General features: G+C 69.3%; 23 protein-coding genes, 1 tRNA gene and 1 riboswitch. Of the genes, 13 read left to right on the plus strand and 11 right to left on the minus strand.

Annotation, left to right across the window (positions count from 1 at the left end; genetic code table 11):
- Window positions 1-3: 3 nt before the first annotated feature.
- The 8 genes from phoU (at window position 4) to rnt (ending at window position 8,529) form a co-directional block, all read left to right on the plus strand.
- Window positions 4-705: a phosphate signaling complex protein PhoU gene (gene phoU / locus E1B00_RS05200; RefSeq protein WP_139446328.1), complete on the plus strand. Its 702-nt coding sequence runs from the start codon at window positions 4-6 to the stop codon at window positions 703-705.
- Between the two features lie 686 nt (window positions 706-1,391).
- Window positions 1,392-1,484: riboswitch (glycine riboswitch) on the plus strand.
- Window positions 1,485-1,528: 44 nt separating this feature from the next.
- The gene (gcvP, locus tag E1B00_RS05205) at window positions 1,529-4,414 is read left to right on the plus strand and encodes an aminomethyl-transferring glycine dehydrogenase (RefSeq protein WP_139446330.1); all 2,886 of its coding nucleotides are present in this window, start codon (window positions 1,529-1,531) and stop codon (window positions 4,412-4,414) included.
- A gap of 238 nt (window positions 4,415-4,652) precedes the next feature.
- The gene (locus E1B00_RS05210; RefSeq protein WP_139446332.1) at window positions 4,653-5,168 is read left to right on the plus strand and encodes an RNA polymerase sigma factor; all 516 of its coding nucleotides are present in this window, start codon (window positions 4,653-4,655) and stop codon (window positions 5,166-5,168) included.
- Window positions 5,169-5,214: 46 nt separating this feature from the next.
- The gene (locus E1B00_RS05215) at window positions 5,215-5,592 is read left to right on the plus strand and encodes an HvfA family oxazolone/thioamide-modified RiPP metallophore (protein WP_139446334.1); all 378 of its coding nucleotides are present in this window, start codon (window positions 5,215-5,217) and stop codon (window positions 5,590-5,592) included.
- Between the two features lie 7 nt (window positions 5,593-5,599).
- Entirely contained in the window at window positions 5,600-6,457 is an 858-nt protein-coding gene (locus tag E1B00_RS05220) for an HvfB family MNIO-type RiPP peptide maturase (protein WP_139446336.1), read from the plus strand.
- Window positions 6,444-7,208, plus strand: a complete 765-nt coding sequence (locus tag E1B00_RS05225; protein ID WP_139446338.1) for an HvfC family RiPP maturation protein — start codon at window positions 6,444-6,446, stop codon at window positions 7,206-7,208. Before E1B00_RS05220 ends, E1B00_RS05225 begins: the two co-directional genes overlap by 14 nt.
- A 10-nt stretch (window positions 7,209-7,218) precedes the next feature.
- Entirely contained in the window at window positions 7,219-7,872 is a 654-nt protein-coding gene (locus E1B00_RS05230; RefSeq protein ID WP_139446340.1) for an HvfX family Cu-binding RiPP maturation protein, read from the plus strand.
- A gap of 21 nt (window positions 7,873-7,893) precedes the next feature.
- Entirely contained in the window at window positions 7,894-8,529 is a 636-nt protein-coding gene (gene rnt, locus E1B00_RS05235) for a ribonuclease T (RefSeq protein ID WP_139446342.1), read from the plus strand.
- 51 nt (window positions 8,530-8,580) lie between these two features.
- Here rnt and E1B00_RS05240 read toward each other — a convergent pair whose 3' ends face one another.
- Genes E1B00_RS05240 through rnr form a run of 3 tightly spaced genes read right to left on the minus strand, consistent with a single transcriptional unit; the run spans window position 8,581 to window position 12,110 of the window.
- On the minus strand, window positions 8,581-8,880 hold the full coding sequence (locus tag E1B00_RS05240) for a CBU_0592 family membrane protein (protein ID WP_139446344.1): 300 nt from the start codon (window positions 8,878-8,880) through the stop codon (window positions 8,581-8,583).
- Window positions 8,877-9,629: a 23S rRNA (guanosine(2251)-2'-O)-methyltransferase RlmB gene (gene rlmB, locus E1B00_RS05245; protein WP_139446346.1), complete on the minus strand. Its 753-nt coding sequence runs from the start codon at window positions 9,627-9,629 to the stop codon at window positions 8,877-8,879. Before rlmB ends, E1B00_RS05240 begins: the two co-directional genes overlap by 4 nt.
- Before the next feature lie 30 nt (window positions 9,630-9,659).
- Window positions 9,660-12,110 (minus strand): ribonuclease R, encoded by a 2,451-nt coding sequence (gene rnr / locus E1B00_RS05250; RefSeq protein WP_342774261.1) that lies wholly within the window; start codon window positions 12,108-12,110, stop codon window positions 9,660-9,662.
- Window positions 12,111-12,236: 126 nt separating this feature from the next.
- On the opposite strand from rnr, the gene E1B00_RS05255 reads away from it, so the two are divergent.
- From E1B00_RS05255 to E1B00_RS05270, 4 genes are all read left to right on the plus strand, one after another.
- A tRNA-Leu gene (locus tag E1B00_RS05255) sits at window positions 12,237-12,321 on the plus strand.
- Window positions 12,322-12,416: 95 nt separating this feature from the next.
- A complete protein-coding gene (locus tag E1B00_RS05260) occupies window positions 12,417-14,519 on the plus strand; it encodes a tetratricopeptide repeat-containing sulfotransferase family protein (RefSeq protein ID WP_139446348.1) in 2,103 nt (700 codons plus the stop codon).
- Window positions 14,520-14,628: 109 nt separating this feature from the next.
- Window positions 14,629-16,698, plus strand: a complete 2,070-nt coding sequence (locus E1B00_RS05265) for a carbon starvation CstA family protein (RefSeq protein ID WP_139446350.1) — start codon at window positions 14,629-14,631, stop codon at window positions 16,696-16,698.
- Window positions 16,699-16,708: 10 nt separating this feature from the next.
- Window positions 16,709-16,906 carry a YbdD/YjiX family protein gene (locus E1B00_RS05270; protein WP_246048478.1) on the plus strand — a complete coding sequence of 66 codons (198 nt, stop codon included), beginning with the start codon at window positions 16,709-16,711 and terminating at the stop codon, window positions 16,904-16,906.
- A 66-nt stretch (window positions 16,907-16,972) separates the two neighbouring features.
- Here E1B00_RS05270 and E1B00_RS05275 read toward each other — a convergent pair whose 3' ends face one another.
- From E1B00_RS05275 to putP, 8 genes are all read right to left on the minus strand, one after another.
- Window positions 16,973-18,265 carry an adenylosuccinate synthase gene (locus E1B00_RS05275; RefSeq protein ID WP_139446351.1) on the minus strand — a complete coding sequence of 431 codons (1,293 nt, stop codon included), beginning with the start codon at window positions 18,263-18,265 and terminating at the stop codon, window positions 16,973-16,975.
- A gap of 171 nt (window positions 18,266-18,436) precedes the next feature.
- On the minus strand, window positions 18,437-18,622 hold the full coding sequence (locus E1B00_RS05280) for a DUF2065 domain-containing protein (protein ID WP_139446352.1): 186 nt from the start codon (window positions 18,620-18,622) through the stop codon (window positions 18,437-18,439).
- Window positions 18,623-18,633: 11 nt separating this feature from the next.
- The gene (hflC, locus tag E1B00_RS05285) at window positions 18,634-19,497 is read right to left on the minus strand and encodes a protease modulator HflC (protein WP_425456445.1); all 864 of its coding nucleotides are present in this window, start codon (window positions 19,495-19,497) and stop codon (window positions 18,634-18,636) included.
- Window positions 19,498-19,507: 10 nt separating this feature from the next.
- Entirely contained in the window at window positions 19,508-20,617 is a 1,110-nt protein-coding gene (hflK, locus tag E1B00_RS05290) for an FtsH protease activity modulator HflK (protein ID WP_139446356.1), read from the minus strand.
- 66 nt (window positions 20,618-20,683) lie between these two features.
- On the minus strand, window positions 20,684-22,000 hold the full coding sequence (gene hflX / locus E1B00_RS05295) for a ribosome rescue GTPase HflX (protein WP_139446358.1): 1,317 nt from the start codon (window positions 21,998-22,000) through the stop codon (window positions 20,684-20,686).
- Window positions 22,001-22,015: 15 nt separating this feature from the next.
- Window positions 22,016-22,291 (minus strand): RNA chaperone Hfq, encoded by a 276-nt coding sequence (hfq, locus tag E1B00_RS05300; RefSeq protein WP_139446360.1) that lies wholly within the window; start codon window positions 22,289-22,291, stop codon window positions 22,016-22,018.
- Between the two features lie 98 nt (window positions 22,292-22,389).
- Window positions 22,390-23,328, minus strand: a complete 939-nt coding sequence (miaA, locus tag E1B00_RS05305) for a tRNA (adenosine(37)-N6)-dimethylallyltransferase MiaA (protein ID WP_139446362.1) — start codon at window positions 23,326-23,328, stop codon at window positions 22,390-22,392.
- Between the two features lie 5 nt (window positions 23,329-23,333).
- Window positions 23,334-24,824, minus strand: coding sequence for a sodium/proline symporter PutP (gene putP / locus E1B00_RS05310; RefSeq protein WP_139446363.1), 1,491 nt, complete (start codon window positions 24,822-24,824; stop codon window positions 23,334-23,336).
- Window positions 24,825-24,957: 133 nt separating this feature from the next.
- Between putP and E1B00_RS05315 the strand changes: the two genes are divergently transcribed.
- Complete coding sequence (locus E1B00_RS05315) at window positions 24,958-26,034, plus strand: alkane 1-monooxygenase (protein ID WP_139446365.1); 1,077 nt, start codon at window positions 24,958-24,960, stop codon at window positions 26,032-26,034.
- The last annotated feature ends 45 nt before the right edge of the window (window positions 26,035-26,079 follow it).

The raw sequence follows: 26,079 nt of genomic DNA on the forward strand, positions 1-26,079 counted from the left end.
ACGATGACCACCACTCCGCACGACCACATCGTCAAGAGCTACGACAGCGAGCTCAAGCGCCTGGATGGCGAGATCAAGCGCATGGGCGAGATCGCCATCGCGCAGCTCGATGCCGCCATCGACGTGCTGCAGCGCCGCGACAGCCAGGCGGCGATGCGCGTGGTCGCCAACGACGAGGCCATCGACCAGCTCGAGCACGAGGTCAGCCACGACGTGCTGCGCCTGCTGGCGCTGCGCCAGCCCATGGCCCGCGACCTGCGCGAGGTCTACGCGGCGCTGCGCATCTCGGCCGACATCGAGCGCATCGGCGACTACGCCGCCAATGTCGCCAAGCGTTCGATCGTGCTCAACCAGACGGCGCCGGTCTCGGCCGCGCGCGGCCTGCCGGCGCTGGCCAAGCTGGCCAACACGCTGGTGCGCGAGGCGCTCGACGCCTACGCGTCGCGGGACGCCGACCGGGCGATGGCGGTGCGCAGCCGGGACGCGGAGCTCGACGCCGAATACACCGGCCTGTTCCGCGAGCTGCTTACCTACATGGCCGAGGACCCGCGCCAGATCACGGCCTGCACCCACCTGCTGTTCATGGCCAAGAACATCGAGCGCATCGGCGACCACGCCACCAACATCGCCGAGAACACCTGGTTCCTGGTGCACGGCGAGCAGCCCGAAGGCGAACGCGAAAAGCGCGACCTCACCAGCCAGTAGTGCGCTTTCGCCCTTGCGCAAGCAGGTCTGCGCGGACGGTGATCCAGCGCGACACCGGGGGTCGTAGTTGGCGATAGGCCGCCGTACGTGAGGTCTCTTCCCGGGGACGCCGTGAATCCATCCATGGAGGCTCTTCGAAAACGTCCATGTTTTCGAAGCCCCGGGAAGAGCCCTCACGCACGACGGCCTGCGGACCCCCCGGGCCGGGATGTCGATTTGGGGCGAGGGCTCGAATGCCCCCGCTTCTGGCATGCAGCGTGTCCGCCCATGAGCCGGGAACCGCGTCCAGGGCCTTAGAGCGACCGGATCACGCTGCTTTTGGGTTCGACAGTCCGGCCCCGATCAACCACAGGCCGTCGTGCGAGGGGACTTTTCCGGACCTTCAGCGACACGGACGTCGCTGAAGAGCCTACATGGACGTACTTGCGGCGTGTCCGGGAAAGTCCCCTCGTGCGGCGGCCTACCGCCAAGGACGAGCCCGGCACCGACTCGCCAACATCGACACGAGCCTTGATCTTCTTGCGCAGCAAGGACTTAGCCGCGGCGGGCCGTGAAGGGCGCCCCACCCGCCCCCGCACCGCCTGAGGTAGAATGCGCGGGCTCGATGCGTGGTGCGGGAGAGGCTGGCCAAGGCCAGCGCCGAAGGCGTAACGCCCGTAATCGCTCAGGACCCGGAACCGTACCGCGCGAGCAACTCTGGAGAGACCGGTTCAAACCGGCGCCGAAGGGGCATGGGCCGATGGCCCAAAACTCTCAGGCAAAAGGACAGAGGGGCGCCCCCGTGCATCCGTGCGCGGCCCTCCCCTATCGGTCCGGACCTGCCATGACCCGCGAAAGCCTGAGCCAGCTCGAGCAACACGACGCCTTCCTCGAACGCCACATCGGCCCCAACGACGCCGAGATCGCGCACATGCTGCGCGTGGTGGGCCACGCCTCGCTCGATGCCCTGACCGACGCCATCGTGCCGGCCAGCATCAAGTCGACCGCGCCGCTGGCCCTGCCCGCGCCTGTCAGCGAAGTCGAGGCGATCGCCAAGATCCGCAAGATCGCCGACAGGAACAAGGTCTTCCGCAGCTTCATCGGCCAGGGCTACTACGGCACCCACACGCCGAACGTGATCCTGCGCAACATCCTCGAGAACCCGGCCTGGTACACCGCCTACACGCCCTACCAGGCCGAGATCTCCCAGGGCCGCATGGAAGCCCTGATCAACTTCCAGACCATGTGCGCCGACCTGACCGGCATGGAGATCGCCAACGCCTCCCTGCTCGACGAGGCCACCGCCTGCGCCGAAGCCATGACCCTGGCCAAGCGCTCGTGCAAATCGAAGTCGAACGTGTTCGTGGTGTCCTCGGGCCTGCACCCGCAGTCGCTGGAGCTGATCCGCACCCGCGCCGAGCCTCTGGGCATCGAGGTCGTCGTGGCCAACGACGCCGACGCGGCCGGCATCGATGCCTTCGGCGTGATGCTGCAGTACCCGGACACCTTCGGCCGGATCAATGACTACCGTGCGCTGGCGGATGCCGTCCATTCGCGCGGCGGCCTGGTGGCCGTGGCCACCGACCTGCTGGCGCTGACGATGATCGCCGCGCCGGGCGAATGGGGCGCCGACATCGTGGTCGGCAACTCACAGCGTTTCGGCGTTCCCTTCGGTTTCGGCGGCCCGCATGCCGCCTTCATGGCCTGCCGGGACGCCTTCAAGCGCTCGATGCCGGGCCGCCTGATCGGCGTGTCCATCGACGCCGAGGGCAAGCCGGCCTATCGCCTGACCCTGCAGACCCGCGAGCAGCACATCCGCCGCGAAAAGGCCACGTCGAACATCTGCACCGCCCAGGTGCTGCTGGCGGTGATGGCCTCGATGTACGCCGTCTACCACGGCCCGGAGGGCCTGACCCGCATCGCACGTCGCACCCACCGCCTGGCGGTGATCCTGGCGGCGGCGCTGCGCGGAGCCGGGGTGAAGGTTGGCGAGGGCTTCTTCGACACGCTGCACCTTACCGGCGTCGACGCCGCGACGATAAGGGCGAAGGCCGAGTCCGCGCGCATCAACCTGCGCTACCTCGACACCGCGAGCATTGCGATCAGCCTGGACGAGACCAGCACGCGCGAGGACGTGGTCGAACTCGCCGCGCTGTTCGGCGCGAAGGCCGACATCGCCGCGCTGGACGCCGCGGCCAGCCGCGCCGTGCCGGCCACGCTGGCGCGCAGCACACCTTTCCTGCAGCACCCGGTGTTCAACACCCACCACAGCGAGCACGAGCTGCTGCGCTACATGCGCGCCCTGGCCGACAAGGACCTGGCGATGGATCGCACGATGATCCCGCTGGGCTCGTGCACGATGAAGCTCAACGCCACCGCCGAGATGATCCCGGTGACCTGGCCCGAGTTCGGCAACATCCATCCGCTGGCGCCGGCCGACCAGGCCCAGGGCTACAAGGAGCTGATCGAAGGCCTGGAGGCGATGCTGGTCGAGTGCACCGGCTACGACGCGGTCAGCCTGCAGCCCAACTCCGGCGCGCAGGGTGAATACGCCGGCCTGCTGGCGATCCGCGCCTACCATCGCAGCCGCGGCGAGGCGCACCGCGACGTCTGCCTGATCCCGGACTCGGCGCACGGCACCAACCCGGCCAGCGCCCAGATGTGCGGCATGACCGTCGTCGTCACCAAGACCGACGCCAACGGCAACGTCGACATCGACGACCTGCGCCGCGCGGCCGAAAAGTACAGCAGCCGCCTGGCCGCGCTGATGATCACCTACCCGTCCACGCACGGCGTGTTCGAGGAGGACGTGGTCGAGATCTGCGAGATCATCCACCGGCACGGCGGCCAGGTGTACACCGACGGCGCCAACATGAATGCGCTGGTCGGCCTGGCCAAACCGGGAAAGTGGGGCTCGGACGTCTCGCACCTGAACCTGCACAAGACCTTCTGCATCCCTCACGGCGGCGGCGGCCCGGGTGTCGGCCCCTGCGCGGTGAAATCGCACCTGGCGCCGTTCCTGCCGCGGGCACTGGACGGCAGTGCGCTCAGCACGCAGGGCGTCGGCGCCGGCAGCGTCGGCATGGTGTCGGCGGCGAGCTTCGGCTCGGCCTCGATCCTGCCGATCAGCTGGATGTACGTGACGATGATGGGCGCCGAGGGTCTGCGCAAGGCGACCCAGGTGGCCCTGCTCAACGCCAACTACATCGCCAAGCGCCTGGCGCCGCACTACGAGACGCTCTACACCGGCCGCAACGGCCTGGTGGCGCACGAGTGCATCCTGGACCTGCGCCCGCTCAAGGACGCCACCGGCATCAGCGCCGAAGACGTGGCCAAGCGCCTGATCGACTTCGGCTTCCATGCGCCCACGCTCAGCTTCCCGGTCGCCGGCACCCTGATGGTGGAGCCGACCGAAAGCGAGTCGCAGCACGAGCTCGACCGCTTCATCGACGCCATGATCCAGATCCGCGACGAGATCCGCGCGGTCGAGGACGGCCGCCTGGACCGCGAGGACAACCCGCTCAAGAACGCGCCGCACACCGCCACCGCGGTGTCGGCCAGCGAGTGGACCCACGCTTACCCGCGCGAACTGGCGGTGTTCCCGCTGGCCAGCCTGCGCCAGCAGAAGTACTGGCCGCCGGTGGCGCGCGTGGACAACGTCTACGGCGACAAGAACATCATGTGCGCCTGCATCCCGGTGGACGCCTACAAGGACGAAGCCGAGGCCTGATCCCCGGCAGCGGTCCGCTGGACGAGGGCCCCGCACGGCGGGGCCCTTTTGTTGGAGACGGGCCGGCGGCATCCCGCCCACCCGGTTCCGGGCTTCCGCTGCCGGCTCCAGAACCCTAAACGCTGGCTGAACGCTGCGTCCCGGCGCGCGAATCCTTCGCTCCGCCGAAAGGCTCTTCCTGGGATATGACAGCAAGGCCATTCCGGTCCATGCTCGGAGCCCGGAGAGAGCGCCCACCATGCACAGCCCGGCCTGGACCCAGGACCTCGAAGCGGCCCGCGGCGGCGACCGCCCCGCGCTGGAACGGGTGCTGACGCGCTCGCGCCAGGACCTGCGCCGCTACGCCGAACACCACTGCGTGGTGAACGATGCCGAGGACGCCGTGCAGGAGGCGCTGTTCACGGCCTCGCGGCGGCTGATGGACCTGCGCCAGCTCGAATGTTTCGCGTCGTGGCTGTTCCGCATCGTCAAGCGCGAATGCAACCGGATGAAACGCGGCCTGCGCAACCTGCGGCAGGAGCCGATCACCGAGGACATCGCCGACACCTGCACCATCGAACGGCGCGGCCTGGCACGCGACCTGGCCATGGCAATCGAGTCGCTGCCGGCGCACTACCGCGAGATCGTGCTGCTGCGCGACCTCGAGGGCCTGACCATCGAGGAGCTGTCCGAACGGCTGGGCCTGACCCGCGAAGCCGCCAAAGCGCGCCTGCACCGGGCCCGGGCGCTGGCGCGAGAATACCTGCAAGACTGACCCACCCCGCGGGGCAACCCGCACCATCCCAGAGAGAGCGAAGACCATGTCCAAGAAGACCCTGAAACCCGTGGTACTGGCCGCCGGCGCCGTGATGCTCGGCGGCATGGCCCTGGCCAATTCCGCGTTCGCCATGAGCAGCCTGGCCCAGGGTTACCTGGTGGCGTCCGAGGACGCGGCCAAGGCCGAGGAAGGCAAGTGCGGCGAAGGCAAGTGCGGCGAGGGCAAGTGTGGCGACGACAAGGCCGGCCAGGAAGGCAAGTGCGGCGAAGGCAAGTGCGGCGGCGACAAGGCCGCGGAAGAAGGCAAGTGCGGCGAAGGCCACTGCGGCGCCGAGAAGGGCGAGCACGAAGGCGCCTGCGGCGGCGACAAGGCCAAGGAAGAAGGCAAGTGCGGCGAAGGCAAGTGCGGCGGCAACGGCTGAGCACGCCATGACGGCCATCCGTTCCCTTTCCCCGATGGCCGCCGGCCTCGGCCTGCGGCGGGCCCTGATGGGTCCGCTGCAGGCCGCTGCGCCGGGCGATTTCGATTTCCTCGAATGCGCGCCCGACAACTGGATCGGCGTCGGCGGGCGTTTCGGCGAGGGCCTGCGCGAACTGAGCGCAAAACACCCCTTGGTCTGCCACGGGCTGTCGTTGTCGCTGGGCGCGGTCGAGCCCTTCGACCAGACCTACCTCCTGAAGCTGCGGCGTTTCCTGGACGAACACCGGGCGCCGGTCTTCAGCGAGCACCTGTCCTACTGCAGCGACGACGGCCAGCTCTACGACCTGATGCCGATCCCGTTCACCGAAGAGGCCGTGCACCACGTCGCCGGCCGCATCCGCCAGGTGCAGGACACGCTGGGCCGGCGCATCGCGGTCGAAAACGTCTCGTACTACGCCGCGCCCTACCAGGCCATGCCGGAGGTCGACTTCCTGAACGCCGTGCTGGCCGAGGCCGATTGCGACCTGCTCCTGGACGTGAACAACGTCTTCGTCAACGCGGTGAACCACCGCTACGACGCCCACGATTTCCTGCGCCGCATCCCCGGCGAACGCATCGCCTATTTCCACGTCGCCGGCCACTACGACGAGGCCGACGACCTGAAGGTGGACACCCACGGCGCCACCGTGAAGCCCGACGTGTTCGCGCTGCTGGACGAGGCCTGCACCCTGTTCGGTCCGCGGCCGGCCCTGCTCGAGCGCGACTTCAACTTCCCGCCCTATGCCGAACTGGTGGCCGAAGTGGCGACCATGCGCGGCGTGCTGGCGCGCCATGCGCCCGCGGAGCAACGCCATGCCCGCGGCTGAGTCGCTGCGCGCGCAGCAGTTCCGCCTGGCCGCGCACCTGCGCGATCCGGACGGCGCAGCGCCGCCGCCCGGCCTCGAGGACCGGCGCCTGAAGATCTACCGCGACCTGTTCTACAACAGCCTGCAGGGGCTGCTGGCGGGCAACTTCCCGGTCATCCGCAAGCTGCTGGGCGCGGACGCCTGGCATGTGCTGGTGCGCGACTTCTACCGCGAGTACCGCTGCAGCACACCGCTGTTCCCGGAACTGCCGCGTGAATTCATCCAGTACCTCCAGGAGCGCGGCGACGAGCGCGGCGATCCGCCCTGGCTGCTGGAGCTGGCGCACTACGAATGGGTCGAGCTGGCGCTGGACCTGAGCGAAGCCGGGCTGGCCGACGCAAGCTTCGACGCCGATGGCGACCTGCTCGCCGGCGTGCCGGTGCTGTCGCCCCTGGCATGGCCGCTGGCCTACGCCTGGCCTGTGCACCGGCTGTCGCCCGATTACCAGCCCACCGCGCCGCCGGGCGACGCGACCTTCCTGCTGGTGCAGCGCGACGCAACCCACAAGGTGCGCTTCAACCAGCTCAGTGCGCTGACGTTCCGCCTGCTGCAGCGGATCTCGGAGTTTCCGGATCTGAGCGGGGGCGAACAGCTGCGGGCCTTGGCCGTCGAAGCCCAGGCTGCGGATACCGACGCCTTCGTCGCGGCGGGCCGCGAAATGTTCAAGCAACTTCATGCCGACGGCGTGGTCCTCGGCACCCGAATCCCCTGAGGAAACCACCATGCGAAACACACTGAGCGAGCGCTGGACCGCGCTCACCGAACGGCTGGACGGCGTCGGCGACTGGCTGGCGCCGCTGGGCCTGCGGCTGATACTGGCCTGGGAATTCTGGGAGGCCGGCATCGAGAAGTTCCGCGGCGAGAACTGGTTCGCCAGCATCCAGTCCGACTTCCCCTTCCCCTTCGACCGCGTGCCGCCGGACCTGAGCTGGACGCTGGCGACCTGGTTCGAACTCGGCGGCGCGGTCGCGCTGCTGCTCGGCCTGGGCACGCGCTTCTTCGCCTTCAACCTGTTCGTGCTGACGATGGTGGCCACTGCCTCGGTGCACTGGCCGATGAACTGGCAGACGCTGCAGGACCTCGCCATGGGCTATGCGATCAGCGACAAGGGCTTCGGCAACTTCAAGCTGCCGCTGATCTTCGCGGTGATGCTGCTGCCGCTGGTGTTCAAGGGCGCGGGCAGGTTCAGCCTCGATGCCCTGATCGCCGGCCGCCTGGCCACGCGACCGCTGCAGGGCGTGCAGGACACGCTGGCCTGGGGTCTTGCGGGGCTCGTGATCGGGCTGCCGCTGTCGCTGCTGCTGCCGACGCTGGGGCTCACCCTCGCGGCCATCGGCCTGCTGCTGGTGGCCCTGGACCGACTGCTGCTGGCCTGACCCTCTGTTATCCTGCGCGGCATGGATTCCAGCTCCCTGCCGCGCATGTCCGATCGATTCCGCGGCTTCCTTCCGGTCGTGGTGGATGTCGAAACCGGTGGATTCGACTGCACGAGGCATGCGCTGCTCGAGATTGCGGCGGTGCCGATCGAGCTCGATGGCGACGGCTTCTATGTGCCGGGCGAGACGGTCAGCACCCATGTCGAACCCTTCGCCGGCGCCGAGATCGACCCCAAGTCGCTTGAGATTACCGGCATCCGGCTCGACTCGCCGCTGCGCGGCGCGATCGACGAACGGGCCGCGCTGGACCACATCTTCGCGCCGGTCCGCGCCGCGGCCAAACGCCACGGCTGCCAGCGCGCGATCCTGGTCGGGCACAACGCGCACTTCGACCTGGGCTTCCTCAACGCGGCGGTCGCGCGCGTCGCGCACAAGCGCAATCCCTTCCACCCCTTCAGCACCTTCGACACGGTGACGCTGGCCGGCATGGCCTACGGGCAGACCGTGCTCAGCCGCGCCGTGCTGGCGGCGGGCCTGGACTGGGACGGCGACCAGGCGCATTCGGCGGTCTACGACACCGAGCGCACGGCGCAGCTGTTCTGCGCGGTGCTCAACCGCTGGCGCAGCTTCGACCTGGCCGCGACGCGGCCAGCCTAGCGGCGGCGATCCGTCGCCCGATTAACGTGGCGACGGCCTGCACGGAAACCTTCAGCCGCCTGGTGGGATTTTCGGCTGGCGGAACTTCGCCGCCCGCAGCTTCACGCCGCGCCAGAGGCCGTAGAGGCTGATCGCCATCCAGGCCAGCTGCATGATCGTGGTCGAGATCACGTCGCGGAAATCGGGGCCCGGCCCGAAGATCGAGATCAGGATGAAGACTGCGCCGAACAGGTTGGCCAGCTGGTAGCCGAAGGAATCGCCGGCCAGCCGTCCGGCCTGCAGCAGGAAAAACGACACCAGCACGAAGCCGACGCCGGCCAGGCCCACGAAGTCGTACCACTGCAGGCTCATGCCTTGGCTCCGCGCTGGCGAACCACCTCGAACAGGGCCACGCCGGTGGCGACCGAGACGTTCAGGCTCTCCATCTCGCCCGGCATCGGGATCTTTACCAGGCCGTCGCAATGTTCGCGGGTGAGCCGGCGCATGCCCTCGCCTTCGCCGCCCATCACCAGGGCGACGTTGCCGGTGAAGTCGATGCCGTGGATGGCCTGGGTGGCGCTGCCGTCGAGGCCGTAGATCCACACGCCCATCTCCTGCAGCGCGCGCAGCGTGCGCGCCAGGTTGGTGACGCTGACCACCGGGATGCGGTCGGCGGCGCCGGCGGAGGTCTTGCGCACGGTCGCGTTGATCGGCGCGGCCTTGTCCTTCGGAATAACCACGGCGGTCACGCCGGCCGCGGCCGCGCTGCGCAGGCAGGCGCCGAGGTTGTGCGGGTCCTGCACGCCGTCGAGGACCAGCACCAGCGCCTTGCCGCCGGCCGCCTCGACCAGGGCCGGCAGTTCCTTCTCATCGGTCGGCTTGGCGGCTTCGTAGCGCGCGATCACGCCCTGGTGGCGGAGGCCGCCGGCGATGCCCTCGAGCGACTGCAGCGGGATACGCCGCACCGACACGTCGCGGCGGCGCGCGGTTTCCTCGATCTCGGTCAGGCGCGGGTTCTTGGCGCCGGCCTCCATCAGCACTTCGCGCACGTGCTCGAGGTCGTGCTCCAGCGCCGAGGCGACCGCGTTGATGCCGGCGATCCAGTTGTCCTTCTTGCTCATCTTGGTTTCCCGTTGGGCCCGGCCGATGGCTCAGGCTTTTTTCTTCTTCTTGGGCTCGCCTTCCGGCACCACCAGCCGGAAGTCGATGCGCTTATCCTCGACGCTGGCCTTGAGCACGAGCACACGCACCGGGTCGCCGAGCCGGAACTTCAGGCCCTGGCGTTCACCGGCCAGCGAGCGGCGCAGCGGGTCGAAGTGGTAGTAGTCGTGCGGCAGCTGGGTGACGTGCACCAGGCCGTTGACCTTGGAACCGGCCAGCTCGACGAACAGGCCGAAGTTGGTCACACCGCTGATGACGCCGTCGAACTCGTCGCCGACGTGTTTTTCCATCCAGGCGCTGCGGTAACGCTCGTCCACCTCGCGCTCGACCTCGTCCGCGCGCCGCTCCATCTCCGAGCAGTGCAGGGCCAGGGCCGACATCTCCTTGCCGCTGTAGCGGTAGCCGTCCGGATCGCCCGACAGCAGCGCGTGCTTGATCGAACGGTGCAGCAGCAGATCCGGATAGCGGCGGATCGGCGAGGTGAAGTGCGCGTAGGCCTCCAGCGCCAGGCCGAAGTGGCCGAGGTTGTCGGTCTGGTAGACGGCCAGGCTCTGCGAGCGCAGCAGCACGGTCTCGAGCAGCGGCGCGTCGGGGCGCACGCGGATCTTGCGCAGCAGCTGGGTGAAATCCTTGGGCTGGACCTTGGCCCAGGGCGGCAGGCTCAGGCCGAACTCCGACAGGTATTCCAGCAGGTCGGCGTACTTGGCTTCGGGCGGCCGCGGATGCACGCGGAACGGCGCCGGGATCTGTTTCGAGGTGATGTACTTCGCGGCCTCGACGTTGGCCGCGATCATGCATTCCTCGATCAGCTTGTGGGCGTCGTTGCGCTCCATCATGCCGGCCTGCACGACTTCGCCCTTGTTGTCGAGAACGAAGCGCACTTCGCCCGACTCGAACTCGATCGCGCCACGGCGGTTGCGGGCCTTGGCCAGCACCTTGTAAAGCTGGTGCAGGCGCTGCACCTGCGGCATCAGCGAGCCGATCTGGGCCACGGCTTCCGCACCGGCTTCGGTATCGGCCTCGCCCGCCGCCTTCCAGACCTGGGTGTAGGTCAGGCGGGCGTGCGAGCGCATCACCGCCTCGAAGAACTTCGAGCGGGTGACGTTGCCTTCGAAGTCCACCTGCATGTCGCAGGCAAAGCACATGCGCTCGACCTTGGGCATCAGCGAGCAGATGCCGTTGGAGAGCGTCTCGGGCAGCATCGGCACGACGAAGCCCGGGAAATACACCGAAGTCGCGCGCTTGATCGCCTCGTCGTCCAGCGCGGTGCCCGGGCGCACGTAGTGCGAGACGTCGGCGATGGCGACGATCAGGCGGAAGCCCTCGGCATTGGGTTCGCACCAGACGGCGTCGTCGAAGTCCTTGGCGTCCTCGCCGTCGATGGTCACCAGCGGCACCTTGCGCAGGTCGACGCGGTCGCGGGTCTCGGCCTCGGGCACGTCCACCGGCACCAGCGCGGCTTCGGCCAGCGCCTCGCGCGGGAATTCGTGCGGCAGGTCGTGGCCGTGGATGGCCGCCTGCACCACCAGCGACGGCGTCAGCTTGTCGCCCAGCACCAGCAGGATGCGGCCGATGGGCGGCCGACCCTTCTCCGGCGGCGCGGTGACTTCCACCACCACCAGCTGCCCTTCGCGGGCCTCGTTGCGGTCTTCCGGCGGAATCAGCACCTCGGTCAACACGCGGCGGTCGTCGGGCACCACCATGCCGATGCGCGAGCGTTCGCTGTAGCGGCCGGTCAGGCGGGTGAGGCGATGTTCGAGCACTTCGACGATCGCGCCTTCGCGGCGGCCGCGCCGGTCCACGCCGGTGACGCTGGCCAGCACGCGGTCGCCGTGCAGCGCCTTGCGCAGCTCGCCCGGCGGCAGGAACAGGTCTTCGCCGCCGTCCTCGCATTTCAGGAAACCGAAGCCATCGGGGTTGGCGATGACGGTGCCGGCGATCAGGTCGAGCTTGTGGGCGACGGCGTAACCGCCGCGGCGGTTCATCAGCAGCTGGCCGTCGCGCAGCATGGCGGTGAGCCGGCGCGACAGCGCGTCGAAACGGTCCGGCGCGGTCAGGCCCAGGGCGCGCGCGATTTCCTCCGCGGTCAGCGGCCCCTTGCTGTCGCTGAGGAATTCGGCGATGGCTTCACGGCTGGTGATCGGCTGTTCGTACTTCTGGGCTTCGCGCGAAGCATGCGGGTCGGGATAACCGGGGAAACCGGACTTGCCCGGCCTTCCCGGGCGAGCCGCCGCAGGCGCCTGGCCGCGTGGCGCCTTGCCGGGCTTGCCCGGCGCACCGGGGGAGGCCTTGCCGGCCTTGGGCTTGCCGCTGGCACCGCCCCGGGGCTTGCCCGGCGCGTCCCCGCGGGAGGGTTTGGCGGGGGCCGCGGATCGCGCACTTTCGGGCATCCAGGGCGGCAATTTGCCGCCGGTGCCGCCTTTCTTCGGGGGTTTGCTCATGCCGCCATGGTACACCCCGTGGACCTCCGGCCTTCCTTTGCCCGACCGGCGCGCCGCGCGGCAATTGACAAGACCGGGATCGGCCATTAACTTATGCGGCTTCCTCGCGCATGCGACGGAACACCTGCCCAGGTGGCGGAATTGGTAGACGCACTAGTTTCAGGTACTAGCGGGTAAAACCGTGGAGGTTCGAGTCCTCTCCTGGGCACCATCTTCGAGAACAAAGGCCCGCTTCGGCGGGCCTTTTTCTTTGGCCCGCTCCGCAGGCCCTACAATCCGGGCCGCAGGCAAGACGGAAACCGCAGGATGCCCACCGACTCCCAACGCATCGACCACGCCCTCGCCCTCGCCGCCGAAGGCCGGGCGGACGAAGCCGACGCCACGCTGGCGACGCTGGCCCGCCAGGACCAGGACCCGATGGCCGCCTGGCACCTGGCCTGGCTGCGGCTGCGCAACGGCGACGCCGACGGCGCGCTGGCGATCCTGGGCGAGTTCGACGCCGACCCACTGTGCAACGAGCGCCTGCGCGAGCAGCTGCTGGGCGAACGCCGCAACGCCGAGGCCGCCACCGTCCTGAAACGGGTACCGCGCCTGCCGGGCGACCCGCGCAGCCTGGTGGCGGGCGCGATCGAACGGCACCTGGGCGGCGATTTCGCCGGCGCCGCCGAGCTCTGCCGGCAGGCGATCGGCCTGGCCCCGGCCCATGCCCCAGCGCACAACCACCTGGGCCGCGCCCTGCACAACCTCGGCCAGACCCCGGCCGGCCTCGCCGAGTTCGAGCGGGCCGTGCACGCCGACCCGCGTTATCCCGAGGCCTGGCACAACCTGGGCCATGCCCTGCGCGCGCGCGGACAGCTCGAGCGCGCCTGCGAAGCCTTCGAACAGGCGCTGTCGATCTCGCCCGGCTACCGCTCGGCGCGGCTGAACCTGGGCATCACCCGGTTCGCGCTGGAGCAGCCCGACCCGGCGCTGGCCTGCTTCGAGGCCCTGCTCGAGCGCAACCGCGACGACGTCGACGCGATGGTCAATGCCGGGCTGTGCATGCAGCTGGTCGGTGACCTGGCGAAGGCCCGCCAGCGCTACGAGCGCGCCCTGCAGCTGGCGCCGGAAAACCAGTCGGCCTGGTATTACCTGGGCGTGCTGCTGAACGAGCAGTCCGAGCCCAGCGCCGCCGTTCAGGCCCTGCAGAAGGCCCTGGCGCTGCGCCCCGACGACGCCGACGCCTGGGCCGAGCTGGCCGGCGTGCACGAGATGTCCAGCGAGCTGGCGCTGGCCAGGGACGCGGTGAGCTCGGGCCTGATGCACGCGCCCGGGCATCCGCTGCTCAACATCGAGGCGGCCAAGCTCGAGCGCCGCCAGGGCGACCTGCTGGGCGCCGAGACGCGGCTGCGCCGGCTCGACCCTGCCCGGCTGCCGCAGCGCGTGCGCCAGCAGTATTTCTACGAGCTGGGCACGGTGCTGGACCGCAACAACCAGAACGAGGCCGCCTACCGCGCCTTCGAGCAGGGCAATGCGCTCGCGGCGCAGAGCGTGCGCCGGCGAGGCATCGACGGCGAGGCCTTCTTCCGCGGCATCGACCAGATATCGGCCTGGCTCGACCAGGGCGCACCGGGCATGGACACGGGCCTGGACGACGGCGACCTCGGCGCCGACCTGTGCTTCCTGGTCGGTTTCCCGCGCTCGGGTACGACCCTGCTCGACACCATCCTCGACGCCCACCCCGGCGTGCGCTCGATCGAGGAGAAGCCGACGCTGGAGCCTCTGATCCAGACCATGGGTGGCCTGCCCGGCGGTTACCCGGCGGCCATCGCCGGCCTCGATGCCGGCGACCGCAAGGCGCTGCGGCGCATGTACCGCATGGCGCTGTCCCGCCACGGCGGCGCCGACAGCCCACTGGTGCTCGACAAGCTGCCGCTGCGCTCCATCCACTCGGGCCTGGTGCAGGCGTTGTTCCCGAAGGCGCGCCTGCTGTTCTCGCTGCGCCATCCCTGCGACGTGGTGATGAGCAACTTCATGCAGCAGTACGCGGTGAACGACGCCTTCGTGAACTTCTACACGCTCGCCGACACCGTGCGCGCCTACGACGCGGTCTTCGGCCTGTGGCGAAAGCTCGAGGCGCGGCTGTCGCTGCCGATTGCCTACGTGCGCTACGAGAACCTGGTGCAGTCGCCGCAGGAGGAAGTCGCCGCGGCCTGCGCTTTCCTGGGCATCGCCTGGGACCCGGCGATGCTCGAAGCCGACCAGCGCAACCGCGAGCGCGGCCGCATCCGAACCAACAGCTACCAGCAGGTGGCGGAGCCGATCTACCGCCGCGCGGTAGGCCGCTGGGCGCGCTACCGCGACCAGCTGCAGCCGCACCTGGCCACGCTGGCCCCACACGCGGCCCGCTGGGGTTACCTGCTCGACTGAGGGACTTGCGCAGGACCGAAGCCGGGAGGACATTCGACGATGGTCGGGTGGCCCCGACCCCGCCGGTCGCTAGACTGGCCGGTGACCCTCTCCGCCGGGAACCGTCCGCATGAACAAGCTCACCCGTCACGCCGCCTGGGGCCTTCTGGCCGTGCTGGGCGCCTTCGCGCTGGGCACGGTGGCCCTGCGCCGCGGCGAGAACATCAGCGCGCTCTGGATCGTGTTCGCGGCGGTCTCGATCTACCTCGTGGCGTACCGGTATTACGGCCTGTTCATCGCCGACAAGGTGCTGGGCATCGACCCCACGCGCGCCACCCCGGCGGTGCTGCGCAACGACGGCCTGGACTTCGTGCCGACCAACAAGCACGTGCTGTTCGGCCACCACTTCGCCGCCATCGCCGGCGCCGGCCCGCTGGTGGGTCCGGTGCTGGCGGCGCAGATGGGCTACCTGCCCGGCACGCTGTGGCTGATCGCCGGCGTGGTGCTGGCCGGCGCGGTGCAGGACTTCATGGTGCTGGTGATCTCGAGCCGACGTGACGCGCGTTCGCTCGGCGACCTGGTGCGCGAGGAGATGGGCCGCGTGCCCGGCACCATCGCGCTGTTCGGCGCCTTCCTGATCATGATCATCATCCTGGCGGTGCTGGCGATGATCGTGGTGAAGGCCCTGGCCGAAAGTCCCTGGGGCATGTTCACGGTGATCGCGACCATCCCGATCGCGGTGTTCATGGGCCTGTACATGCGCTACATCCGGCCCGGCAAGATCGGCGAGATTTCGGTGGTCGGCATCGTGCTGCTGGTGGCGGCGATCTGGTTCGGCGGCGACGTGGCCGCGCACCCGACCTGGGGCCCGGCCTTCACCTTCACCGGCACCCAGATCACCTGGATGCTGATCGGCTACGGCTTCGTCGCCGCGGTGCTGCCGGTGTGGCTGCTGCTGGCGCCGCGCGACTACCTGTCCACCTTCCTGAAGATCGGCACCATCATCGGCCTGGCGATCGGCATTCTGATCGTGATGCCGGACCTGCGCATGCCGGCCCTGACCCAGTTCACCGACGGCACTGGCCCGGTCTGGAAGGGCAGCCTGTTCCCGTTCCTGTTCATCACCATCGCCTGCGGCGCGGTGTCGGGCTTCCACGCGCTGATCTCGTCGGGCACCACGCCCAAGCTGCTGGCCAACGAGCGCCACGCGCCCTACATCGGCTACGGCGGCATGCTGATGGAGTCGTTCGTGGCGATCATGGCGATGGTGGCCGCGTCGGTGATCGACCCGGGCATCTACTTTGCGATGAACAGCCCGGCGGCGGTGATCGGCACCGACCCGGTCAACGCCGCGCAGGTGATCTCCAACTGGGGCTTCGTGGTCACGCCCGAGGTCCTGACCGCCACCGCGGCCGAGATCGGCGAGAGCTCGATCCTGTCGCGCGCCGGCGGCGCGCCGACGCTGGCGGTGGGCATCGCCCAGATCTTCCATGCGGTGATCCCGGGCGAAGGCATGATGGCCTTCTGGTACCACTTCGCGATCCTGTTCGAGGCGCTGTTCATCCTCACGGCGGTCGACGCCGGTACGCGCGCCGGCCGCTTCATGCTGCAGGACCTGCTGGGCAACTTCGTGCCGGCGATGCGCAAGACCGAGTCCTGGGCCGCGAACCTGCTCGCCACCGCCGGCTGCGTGGCGCTGTGGGGCTATTTCCTCTACCAGGGCGTCACCGATCCGTTGGGCGGCATCAACATGCTGTGGCCGCTGTTCGGCATCGCCAACCAGATGCTGGCCGGCATCGCGCTGATGCTGTGCACGGTGGTGCTGTTCAAGATGAAGAAGCAGCGCTATGCCTGGGTGTCGATCGTCCCGACCACCTGGCTGCTGATGTGCACGACTTATGCCGGCTGGATCAAGATCTTCGACGCCAACCCGGCGGTGGGCTTCCTGGCCCAGGCCAACCGCTATCGCGACGCGATCGCGCGCGGCGAGCTGATCGCGCCGTCCAAGGACTTCGACGGCATGGCCCAGATCATGTTCAACAACTACGTCAACGCCGGGCTGACCGCCCTGTTCCTGGGCGTGGTGGTGAGCGTGCTGTTCTACTCGGTGCTGGCGATCCGCAAGGCGCAGGCCAATCCGGCGCGCAGCGATCGCGAAACGCCCTACGTGGCGCTGACCGCCGACCAGGCCAGGCTGTGAGGGGCACGCCGTGAGAACCGCCGACCTGAAGAACGTCTGGCAGCGCACCGTGCAGACGGCGCGCCTGATGGTGGGCCTGCCCGACTACGCCCGCTACGCCGCCCACGTCCGCGAGAAGCACCCGGACCGCGAACCGATGACCGAGCCGGAGTTCTTTCGCGCCTGCCAGCAGTCGCGCTACGGCGGCCGCCAGGGCCGCTGCTGCTGAGGCCGGCGAAAACGGAAACGGCCCGCCGGGGCGGGCCGTTCCTTCACGCGGGGAACCGGCGCCGGATCAGGCGAACGGATCCTGCAGCACGATGGTCGACTCGCGGCCGGGGCCGGTCGAGACGATGGCCAGCGGGCAGCCCGCCAATTCTTCCAGCGCACGCAGGTAGGCGCGCGCGGCCGGCGGCAGCTTGTCCCACTCGGTGATGCCGGCGGTGCTTTCCTCCCAGCCCGGGAACTCCAGGTACACCGGCGTGCACTCGTCCCAGCCGGCGGCGTCGAGCGGCGCGTATTCGGTGCGCTTGCCGCGGTACTCGTAGGCGATGCAGATCTTGAGCTTCTCCATCCCGTCCAGGATGTCGAGCTTGGTGATGCACAGGCCGGTGATGCCGTTGATGGCGACGGCGCGCTTGAGTGCGACGATGTCCATCCAGCCGCAGCGGCGCGGGCGGCCGGTGGTGGCGCCGAACTCGGCGCCCTTCTGGCGGATCAGCTCGCCGGTGGCGTCCTTGAGCTCGGTCGGGAACGGGCCGCCGCCGACGCGGGTGGCGTAGGCCTTGGCGATGCCCAGCACGTAGTCGATGGCGTCGGCGCCGACGCCGGTGCCGGCCATCGCGCCGCCGACCGTCGTGTTCGACGAGGTGACGTACGGGTAGGTGCCGTGGTCGATGTCGAGCAGCGAACCCTGCGCGCCTTCGAACATCACGCGCTTTCCGTGCTTGCGCAGGTCGTGGAGGATGCCGGCCACGTCGGCCTTCATCGGGTCGACGTAGGCGCCGAACTCCAGCGCCTCGTCCAGCGTCTTCTGGAAATCCACGGCTTCCACGCCCAGGTACTTGGTCAGCACGAAGTTGTGGTAGTCCATCGTGGTGCGGAGCTTTTCGGCCAGCTCCTTCGGATAGTTCAGGTCGGCAACGCGGATGCCGCGGCGGGCGACCTTGTCCTCGTAGGCCGGACCGATGCCGCGGCCGGTGGTGCCGATGGCGGCGCCGCCGGCGGCCTTCTCGCGGGCCTGATCCAGGGCGATGTGGTAGGGCATGATCAGCGGCGTGGCCGGGCTGATCTTCAGGCGCGAACGCACCTCGACGCCGTTGGCCTCGAGCTCGGCGATCTCCTTCTTCAGCGCGGCCGGCGACAGCACCACGCCGTTGCCGATCAGGCACAGCGCGTCGGCGCGCAGGATGCCGGACGGGATCAGGTGCAGCACGGTCTTCTTGCCGCCGATCACCAGCGTGTGGCCGGCGTTGTGGCCGCCCTGGAAGCGCACGACGGCGCCGATTTCCTCGGTGAGCAGGTCGACGATCTTGCCCTTGCCCTCGTCACCCCACTGCGCGCCCAGCACTACGACCGACTGACCCATGACCCTGACTCCAAGAGAGAATTTGGCGAATGGGGCGACGGCCATCGGGCCAGCACGGGGCCCAGACATGGAAAAAGCCGGAGGTCGCCCCGGCTTTGCGAAATTATCCTCGGTTTGCGCGGCCGGGGCCAGCCCCGGCGAGCCCGAATACCCGGGCCGGACAGGGCCGGATCAGGTCCGGACCCAGTAGAGGGCGGCCAGGCCGGCCGCCATCATCACCCCGCCCGCCACGCGCAGGGCGCGGTCGGGCTGTTCCAGCAGCTGGGACACGGCCTGCTTCCAGGTCGCCGGGGCGACGAAGAGCAGCAGGCCCTCGATCACCAGCACCAGGCACAGCGCCGCCCAGAGGTCGGACACGGCGCCGGGCCTCAGCGCTTGTCGTTGCCGAAGTAGCGCAGGAACTCCGAATCCGGATCGAGCACCATCACCGTCTGGCCGTCGGCCATCGAGTTCCGGTAAGCCTCCAGGCTGCGGTAGAAGGCGTAGAACTCCGCGTCCTGGCCGTAGGCCTCGGCATAGATCTCGGACGCACGGGCATCGCCCTCGCCGCGCAGCTTCTGCGCATCGCGCTCGGCTTCGGCGATGGTGACCCGGCCCTGACGGTCGGCCTCGGAACGGATGGTCTCGCTCTGCTCCACGCCCTCGGCGCGCAGCTGGTTGGCTACCTGGGTGCGCTCGGTGCTCATGCGCGAATAGACCGTACGCAGGATGTTGCTGTCGTCCGGCAGGTTGATGCGCTTGATGCGCACGTCCACCACCTCGATGCCCAGCGACTTGGCGCTGCGGTTCACCGCTTCCAGGAAGTTGCCCGAGAGCTCGGCGCGGCCGGCGGAGACCACTTCCTGCAGCGTGCGCTGGTTGATCTCGTTGCGCAGGGCGTTCTTGACGATGGGGGTCAGGCGCTGGCGCGCCGCTTCCTCGTTGCCGCCGTTGGCGGCGCGGTAGTAGGTCGCGACGTCGTCGATCTTCCACTTGACGAAGAAGTCGACGCTGACGTCCTTCTTCTCGGAGGTCAGGTAGCGTTCCGGGGCATCGTCGAGCGAGAGGATGCGCTGGTCGAACTTGCGCACCTCCTCCACCAGCGGCCACTTGAAATGCAGGCCCGGCTCGAGGCCGCTGCGCACGACGCGGCCGAGGTTGAGCACGATCGCGGTCTGGCTCTCGTTCACCACGAAGACCGAACCCATGGCGGCCAGCAGGCCGGCGATGGCGAGGAACAAGATAAGGGTCATTCCACGCATGTCAGCGGCTTCCCTGGCGGCGGTCGTCGCGCGGTGCGCGCTCGGTGGGCTCGGCGGCCGCGGTCGGCGCGGCCTGGGTGGCCGGCAGACGGATCACGGGCGCTTCGGCGGGCGCGCCGGACCGTGCGGCACCCCCGATCGGCAGATAAAGGATGTTGTCCTGGCCGCCGACCACTTTCGGATTATTCCTCAGCACTTCCTGCATGGTTTCCAGGTAGAGGCGCTTGCGGGTGACCTCGGGGGCCTTGCGGTATTCGTCGGCGAGCAGGCTGAAACGCTGCGCGTCGCCTTCGGCCCGGGCGATCGCGGACACGCGGTAACCCTCGGCCTCCGTGCGCAGGCGCGCGGCGCGGCCGCGGGCCTCGGGCAGCACGGTGCTGGAGTAGGCGCGGGCTTCGTTCACGATCCGGTTCTTGTCCTCGCGGGCGCTGATCGCGTCGTCGAAGGCCTCCTTCACTTCTTCCGGCGGGCGGGCGTCCTGCAGGTTGAAGTTCACCACCGTCAGGCCGGTCTGGTAGAAGTTCAGCGACTCCTGCAGGCGTTCCTGCGCCGCGATCACCAGCTCGGCGCGGTCGAACAGCACCATGTCCATGGTGCTGCGGCCGACCACCTCGCGCACGGCGCTCTCGGCGGCGTCCTTGAGGGTCTGCTCCGGGTTCATCGAACCGAACAGGAACAGGCGCGGGTTGTCGCGGCGGTACTGGGCGTTGAACTTGATGTCGATCAGGTTCTCGTCCTTGGTCAGCACGCGCACCTGGTCGGTCACTTCGACGACGGCGGTGGCGTCCACGACCGTCACCGATTCGATCGGCCACGGCCACTTGAAGTTCGGGCCCGGGGTCATGATCCGGTTGAACTCGCCGAAACGCAGCACCACGCCGCGCTGGCGTTCGTCCATCAGCTTGAAGCTGTTGAACACCACCCAGATGCCGATCAGGCCGATCACCCAGGGCAGCGGGTTGAAGCCGTTCGCCGCGGAGCCGCCGCGGCCGCCACCCGAACCGCCGCCGAACATGCCCTTGAGGCGATTGAGGAAGGCTTCGACCTCGTTGCCGGGGTCTTTGCCCTTCCAGGGGTCTTGGTTGCCTTTACCAGGCTGGTTCCAGGCCATGCTTGCTCCGTCGCGCGCCGCCGGGGCCGTTGCCCTGGCAGGGGCCAGGATCGGGGAAAGCGCGCTTTAGTCAGTGTCGGGATTGTAGGTAGGGGCGCCGGGGGCCACAAGCAAGAGGGCGTGAAGCGGATGGCCACCCGGCTCGGCCGCCAGCCGCTCGGCGGCGGCCCACGGAAGGTCAAGTGCAAGACGCCACCCCGACTCGTCCGCCTGCTCGGACCGGACCGCGCCCGCGGCGTGCAGCCGCGCCCGCAGCCGGCCGTGGTCGGCCGCCAGCTGCAGTTCGCCGCTGAAGCGCCGCTCGGCGAACCGGCGGATCAGCAGGTCGCGCAGCAGGTCCAGGCCGAGGCCGTCGCGGGCCGACAGCCAGGCCCGCTCGCGGCCCTCCACCTCGGGGTCCAGGCGCGGCTGCGCACCCTCGATGCGGTCGATCTTGTTGAACACCAGCACCTGCGGGATGTCGCCGGCGCCGATCTCCTCCAGCACCTTGTCCACCTGGCCGATGCGCTCGTCGCGCAGCTCGTCGGCGGCATCGATGACATGCAGCAGCAGGTCGGCCTCGCGCGCCTCGGCCAGCGTCGAGCGGAAGGCGGCCACGAGTTCGTGTGGAAGGTCGCGGACGAAGCCGACCGTATCGGACAGCACCAGCGGCGCGACGCCGTCGACCCGGCGCACGGTCGGATCGAGCGTGGCGAACAGGCGATCATCGGCATACACGCCCGAACCGGTCAGGGCATTGAACAGGGTGGACTTTCCGGCATTGGTGTAGCCGACCAGGGCCACGCGCGGCACCTCGTTGCGGATGCGCGCGCGGCGCATCTGGGTGCGCTGCACCTCGACCTTGTCCAGCCGCGCCTGCAGCGACTCGAGCTTCTTCTGCAGCATGCGCTTGTCGAGCTCGAGCTGGGTTTCGCCGGGGCCGCGCAGGCCGATGGCGCCGCCGCGCTGGCGCTCGAGGTGGGTCCAGCCGCGCACCAGGCGCGTGGCCCAGTGCTTGAGCTGGGCCAGCTCGACCTGCAGCTTGCCCTCGTGGGTCGCGGCGCGCTGGGCGAAGATGTCCAGGATCAGGCCGGTGCGGTCGACGACGCGGCGCTTGAGCACCTTCTCGAGGTTGCGCTCCTGGCCGGGCGTGAGCAGGTGGTTGACCAGCACCAGGTCGGCACCGGTGGCCTCGCAGGCGGACTGCACTTCCTCGAGCTTGCCGGTGCCGATGTAGTAGGCGGCGTTGGGCTTCTCCACGCGTGCCATGACAGTGCCGACCACGGTGGCGCCGGCCGAGCGGGCCAGTTCGGAAAATTCCTCGAGCAGGGCCGGGTCCTGCTGGCCCGGCGCATGCGGCTGGATCAGCAGGGCGCGTTCGCCCTTGCGGGCGCGCTCAAACATCGGACGTCAGGACGCTCAATCGTCCTGGCCCGCCTCGTCGTCTTCGCCGCCCGACGACGCGACCGCGCCGCCGCCCGGTCCGACGCGCACGTTGCGCGCGGGCACGACGGTGGAGATGGCGTGCTTGTAGACCATCTGGCTGACCGTGTTACGCAGCAGCACGACGAACTGGTCGAAGCTTTCGATGGTGCCCTGCAGCTTGATGCCGTTGACCAGGTAGATGGACACCGGGATGCGCTCGCGGCGCAGGGCGTTCAGGAAGGGATCCTGGAGGGATTGACCTTTGGACATGTGGACTCCGTTCTTCTTTTTGTGGCGCGCCAGCTGGCGCGATTTGCGGCCAAAAGGGTCCGAGGCCGCGAATGACCGGATTCTAGCAGCAGTGGGCGTTAGCCGCGGGTCACGAAGGCCGCGAGCGCGGCGGCGAGGCCGGCCTGGTCGGTCGCGGGGTCGAACCAGCGCGCGTCGAGCTGGCCGCGCAGCCAGGTGAGCTGGCGCTTGGCCAGTTGCCGCGTGGCGGCGATGGCCTCGGCGCGGAAGGTGGCGGCATCGGTGTCACCGTCGAGGTGGCGCCAGGCCTGGCGATAGCCGACCGCCCGCATAGACGGCAGGTCCGGGTGCAGGCGCGGATCGGTGCGCAGGCGGCGCATCTCGTCGAGGAAGCCCGCCGCCAGCATCGCGTCGAAACGCCGCTCTATGCGTTCGTGCAGCACCGCGCGGTCGGCGGGGGCGAGCACGAGCTTGAGCACGCGGAAGGGGAACACGCGGCGCGGCCCGGCGCCCTGCCAGGCGCTGATCGGGCGGCCGGTCAGGCGAAACACTTCCAGGGCGCGGGTGATGCGCTGCAGGTCGCGAGGCTTGATGCGCTGGCCTGCGGCGGGGTCGGCCGTGGCCATCTCGGCGTGCATCGCGTCCCAGCCCCGGGCCGCAGCCTCGGCTACGATACCGGCCCGCATCGCGGGATCGGCCGGCGGAAGGTCCGACAGGCCATCGAGCAGCGCGCTGAAATAAAGGCCGGTGCCGCCGGCCAGCAGCGGGACCCGGCCGCGCGCGGCCAGGGCCTGCATGGCCGGCAGGGCCTCGCCGGCGAAATCGGCCGCCGAAAAGACTTCGTGGGGGTCGCGCACGTCCACCAGGTGGTGAGGCGCCAGCGCCCGCGTCGCCGCGTCGGGCTTGGCCGCGCCGATGTCCAGGCCGCGGTAGACCAGGGCCGAATCGACGCTGACGATTTCGGTGTCGAGCTGCTGCGCCCACTCCACCGCCAGGGCGGTCTTGCCCGAGGCGGTGGGGCCCATCAGCGCGATGGCCAGCGGGCGCCGGTCCTGCATCGGTGTCAGGTGCCGCTGCGGCGCAGCTCGCCCTGCACGGAGTCGAACAGGCCTTCCATCGCTGGCGAAGGTTTGCCCATGCGGCTGACGACCACGATGGCCAGCGTGGCCAGCGCGACGCCGGGCACCATCTCGTAAAGGCCGGTCTCCGCGAAGAACTGCTTCCACAGAATCACCGTGCCGGCGCCGACCAACATGCCGGCCAGCGCACCGTTGCGGGTGGTGCGTTTCCAGTACAGCGACAGCACCACGACCGGACCGAAGGCGGCACCGAATCCGGCCCAGGCGTAGCTGACCAGGCCCAGCACGCGGCTTTCCGGGTCCGACGCCAGCCAGATCGCCAGCAGGGCCACGCCCAGCACGGCCAGGCGTCCGATCCAGACCCGTTCGCGTTGTCCCGCCGAAGGCCGCAGGAACCCCTTGTAGAAGTCTTCGGTCAGCGCGCTCGAGCAGACCAGCAGCTGGCAGCTCAGCGTACTCATCACCGCGGCGAGGATGGCCGAAAGCAGGACGCCGGCGACCCAGGGGTTGAAGAGCAGGGTCGAGAGCTCGATGAACACGCGCTCCGGATTCGCCGCCACCGCGCCGGCATCGGCAGGGTTGGCGGCGAAATGGGCGATGCCGAAGAAGCCCACGGCCATCGCGCCCGCCAGGCACAGCACCATCCAGGTCATGCCGATGCGGCGCGCGGCCGGAATCGTGCGCACCGATTCGGCTGCCATGAACCGCGCCAGGATGTGCGGCTGGCCGACGTAGCCCAACCCCCAGGCCAGCAGCGAAACGACGCCGACCACGCTGGCGCCCTTGAAGAAGTCGAGCTTGGTGGGGTCGACCTGCTCCACCAGCGCCAGGCTTTCGGCCGGGCCGCCCAGGCCGAGGATCACGAACACCGGGGTGATGATGAGCGCGAAGATCATCAGGCTGGCCTGCACGGTGTCGGTCCAGCTCACCGCCAGGAAGCCGCCGACGAAGGTGTAGAGGATGGTGGCGGCCGCGCCGTACCACATCGCCTGCGCATAGGGGATCTGGAACACGCTTTCGAACAGGCGCGCGCCGGCGACAATGCCGGAAGCGCAGTAGACTGCGAAGAACACCAGGATGATCAGGGCCGAGAGCACGCGCAGCAGCTTGCCGCGGTCCTCGAAGCGGTGGGTGAAGTAGTCGGGCAGGGTCAGCGCGTTCCGGCTGCGTTCGGTGTACAGGCGCAGCGGCGCGGCGACGTAGCGCCAGTTCGCCCAGGCGCCCACGACCAGGCCTATCGCGATCCAGACCTCGGACACGCCGTTGAGGTAGAGCGCGCCCGGCAGGCCCAGCAGCAGCCAGCCGCTCATGTCCGAGGCACCGGCGGACATGGCCGTGACAAAGCTGCCCAGCGAACGTCCGCCGAGGATGTAGTCGTCGAAGCTGCGGGTGTAGAACCAGGCGGCGAAGCCGATGCCGACCATGCCCAGGATGTAGATGGCGAAGGTGATGTGCAGCGGGGACAGCTGGCTCATGGCGGCTCGTCGGATGGCGGAGGCCGCGCAAGCTTAGCGCGTACCGCCGGTGGCGCGCCCTCCCCTGAGCCGCCGCTTGAAGGCGCCCGCAGCGGGCGTATGCTGGCGCCGGTCCCCACCCGCAGGCCCGCCGATGCGACCAGGCAAAGCCCTCGCCTTCCTGCTGGTATTCATCGTGCCGGCGCTCATGCCGGCGGCGGCCTGGCTGGCCGAGGCCACCGGGCGGCCCGACCTGATGGCCTGGTTTCCCTTGTTCTTCCTGTTCGTGTTCCTGCCGGCGCTGGATTATCTGCTCGGCCACGACCCGGAGAACGTGCCCGCCGGACTCGAACGCGAGACGGCGCAGCGCCGCTGGTTCAAGGCTCTCACCCTCGCCTGCCTGCCGGTGCAGCTCGCGCTGCTGGCCTGGTCGGGGCACTGGCTGGTGCATGCCGGCCTGGGCCCGGCCGGCGTCGCCGGCTGGCTGCTGTCGCAGGGCGTGGTCGGCGGCATCCTGGCGATCAACACCGCGCACGAGCTGATCCACAAGGACGGCCGGCTGGAACCCCTGGCCGGCGGCGCGCTGCTGGCCAGCGTCGGCTACCACGGCTTCAAGATCGAGCACCTGCGCGGGCACCACGTGCACGTGTCGACCCCGGAGGACGCGTCGAGCGCGCGCTATGGCCAGTCGCTCTGGCATTTCCTGCCGCGGGCGATGTGGCGCAACACTCTCAACGCCTGGCGCCTGGAGGCCGCGCGACTGCGGGGCCTGGGCCTTCCCGCCGCGCACTGGCGCAACGAGATGGGTGCGTGGACCCTGCTGTGGCTGCTCTTCGCCGTCGCCTTCGCGCTGTGGCTGGGGCCGGCGGGGCTGGCCTTCTTCCTGCTCCAGGGGCTGTTCGCCGCCGGCTCACTGGAGATCATCAACTACATCGAGCACTACGGGCTGGAGCGCCGCCGCGGCCCAGACGGCCGCTACGAGCGCACCACCCACCTGCACAGCTGGAACTCGGACTACGCGCTGTCGAACCTGCTGCTGTTCCAGCTGCAGCGGCACAGCGACCACCATGCCTTCCCGAAACGCCGTTACCCGATCCTGCGCCACCATGCCGACAGTCCGCAGCTGCCCGGCGGCTATTCGGCGATGTTCGTGCTGGCCCTGGTGCCGCCGCTCTGGCACCGCGTGATCGATCCGCGCGTGCGCCGCTTCCGCGAACACGCCACCGGCTGATCCGCGTCATCCACACCGCCTGTGGACAAGCCTGGGAGAAGCCCT

The sequence above is a fragment of the Arenimonas terrae genome (assembly GCF_006265115.1).
GTDB classification, from domain to species: Bacteria; Pseudomonadota; Gammaproteobacteria; order Xanthomonadales; family Xanthomonadaceae; genus Arenimonas; species Arenimonas terrae.

Excerpts from the sequence above, each read along its gene's own strand:
- phoU (WP_139446328.1), top strand. The coding sequence starts at position 4 with ATGACCACCACTCCGCACGACCACATCGTCAAGAGCTACGACAGCGAG.
- gcvP (WP_139446330.1), top strand. The coding sequence starts at position 1,529 with ATGACCCGCGAAAGCCTGAGCCAGCTCGAGCAACACGACGCCTTCCTC.
- E1B00_RS05210 (WP_139446332.1), top strand. The coding sequence starts at position 4,653 with ATGCACAGCCCGGCCTGGACCCAGGACCTCGAAGCGGCCCGCGGCGGC.
- E1B00_RS05215 (WP_139446334.1), top strand. The coding sequence starts at position 5,215 with ATGTCCAAGAAGACCCTGAAACCCGTGGTACTGGCCGCCGGCGCCGTG.
- E1B00_RS05220 (WP_139446336.1), top strand. The coding sequence starts at position 5,600 with ATGACGGCCATCCGTTCCCTTTCCCCGATGGCCGCCGGCCTCGGCCTG.
- E1B00_RS05225 (WP_139446338.1), top strand. The coding sequence starts at position 6,444 with ATGCCCGCGGCTGAGTCGCTGCGCGCGCAGCAGTTCCGCCTGGCCGCG.
- E1B00_RS05230 (WP_139446340.1), top strand. The coding sequence starts at position 7,219 with ATGCGAAACACACTGAGCGAGCGCTGGACCGCGCTCACCGAACGGCTG.
- rnt (WP_139446342.1), top strand. The coding sequence starts at position 7,894 with ATGGATTCCAGCTCCCTGCCGCGCATGTCCGATCGATTCCGCGGCTTC.
- E1B00_RS05240 (WP_139446344.1), bottom strand. The coding sequence starts at position 8,880 with ATGAGCCTGCAGTGGTACGACTTCGTGGGCCTGGCCGGCGTCGGCTTC.
- rlmB (WP_139446346.1), bottom strand. The coding sequence starts at position 9,629 with ATGAGCAAGAAGGACAACTGGATCGCCGGCATCAACGCGGTCGCCTCG.
- rnr (WP_342774261.1), bottom strand. The coding sequence starts at position 12,110 with ATGAGCAAACCCCCGAAGAAAGGCGGCACCGGCGGCAAATTGCCGCCC.
- E1B00_RS05260 (WP_139446348.1), top strand. The coding sequence starts at position 12,417 with ATGCCCACCGACTCCCAACGCATCGACCACGCCCTCGCCCTCGCCGCC.
- E1B00_RS05265 (WP_139446350.1), top strand. The coding sequence starts at position 14,629 with ATGAACAAGCTCACCCGTCACGCCGCCTGGGGCCTTCTGGCCGTGCTG.
- E1B00_RS05275 (WP_139446351.1), bottom strand. The coding sequence starts at position 18,265 with ATGGGTCAGTCGGTCGTAGTGCTGGGCGCGCAGTGGGGTGACGAGGGC.
- hflC (WP_425456445.1), bottom strand. The coding sequence starts at position 19,497 with ATGACCCTTATCTTGTTCCTCGCCATCGCCGGCCTGCTGGCCGCCATG.
- hflK (WP_139446356.1), bottom strand. The coding sequence starts at position 20,617 with ATGGCCTGGAACCAGCCTGGTAAAGGCAACCAAGACCCCTGGAAGGGC.
- hflX (WP_139446358.1), bottom strand. The coding sequence starts at position 22,000 with ATGTTTGAGCGCGCCCGCAAGGGCGAACGCGCCCTGCTGATCCAGCCG.
- hfq (WP_139446360.1), bottom strand. The coding sequence starts at position 22,291 with ATGTCCAAAGGTCAATCCCTCCAGGATCCCTTCCTGAACGCCCTGCGC.
- miaA (WP_139446362.1), bottom strand. The coding sequence starts at position 23,328 with ATGCAGGACCGGCGCCCGCTGGCCATCGCGCTGATGGGCCCCACCGCC.
- putP (WP_139446363.1), bottom strand. The coding sequence starts at position 24,824 with ATGAGCCAGCTGTCCCCGCTGCACATCACCTTCGCCATCTACATCCTG.
- E1B00_RS05315 (WP_139446365.1), top strand. The coding sequence starts at position 24,958 with ATGCGACCAGGCAAAGCCCTCGCCTTCCTGCTGGTATTCATCGTGCCG.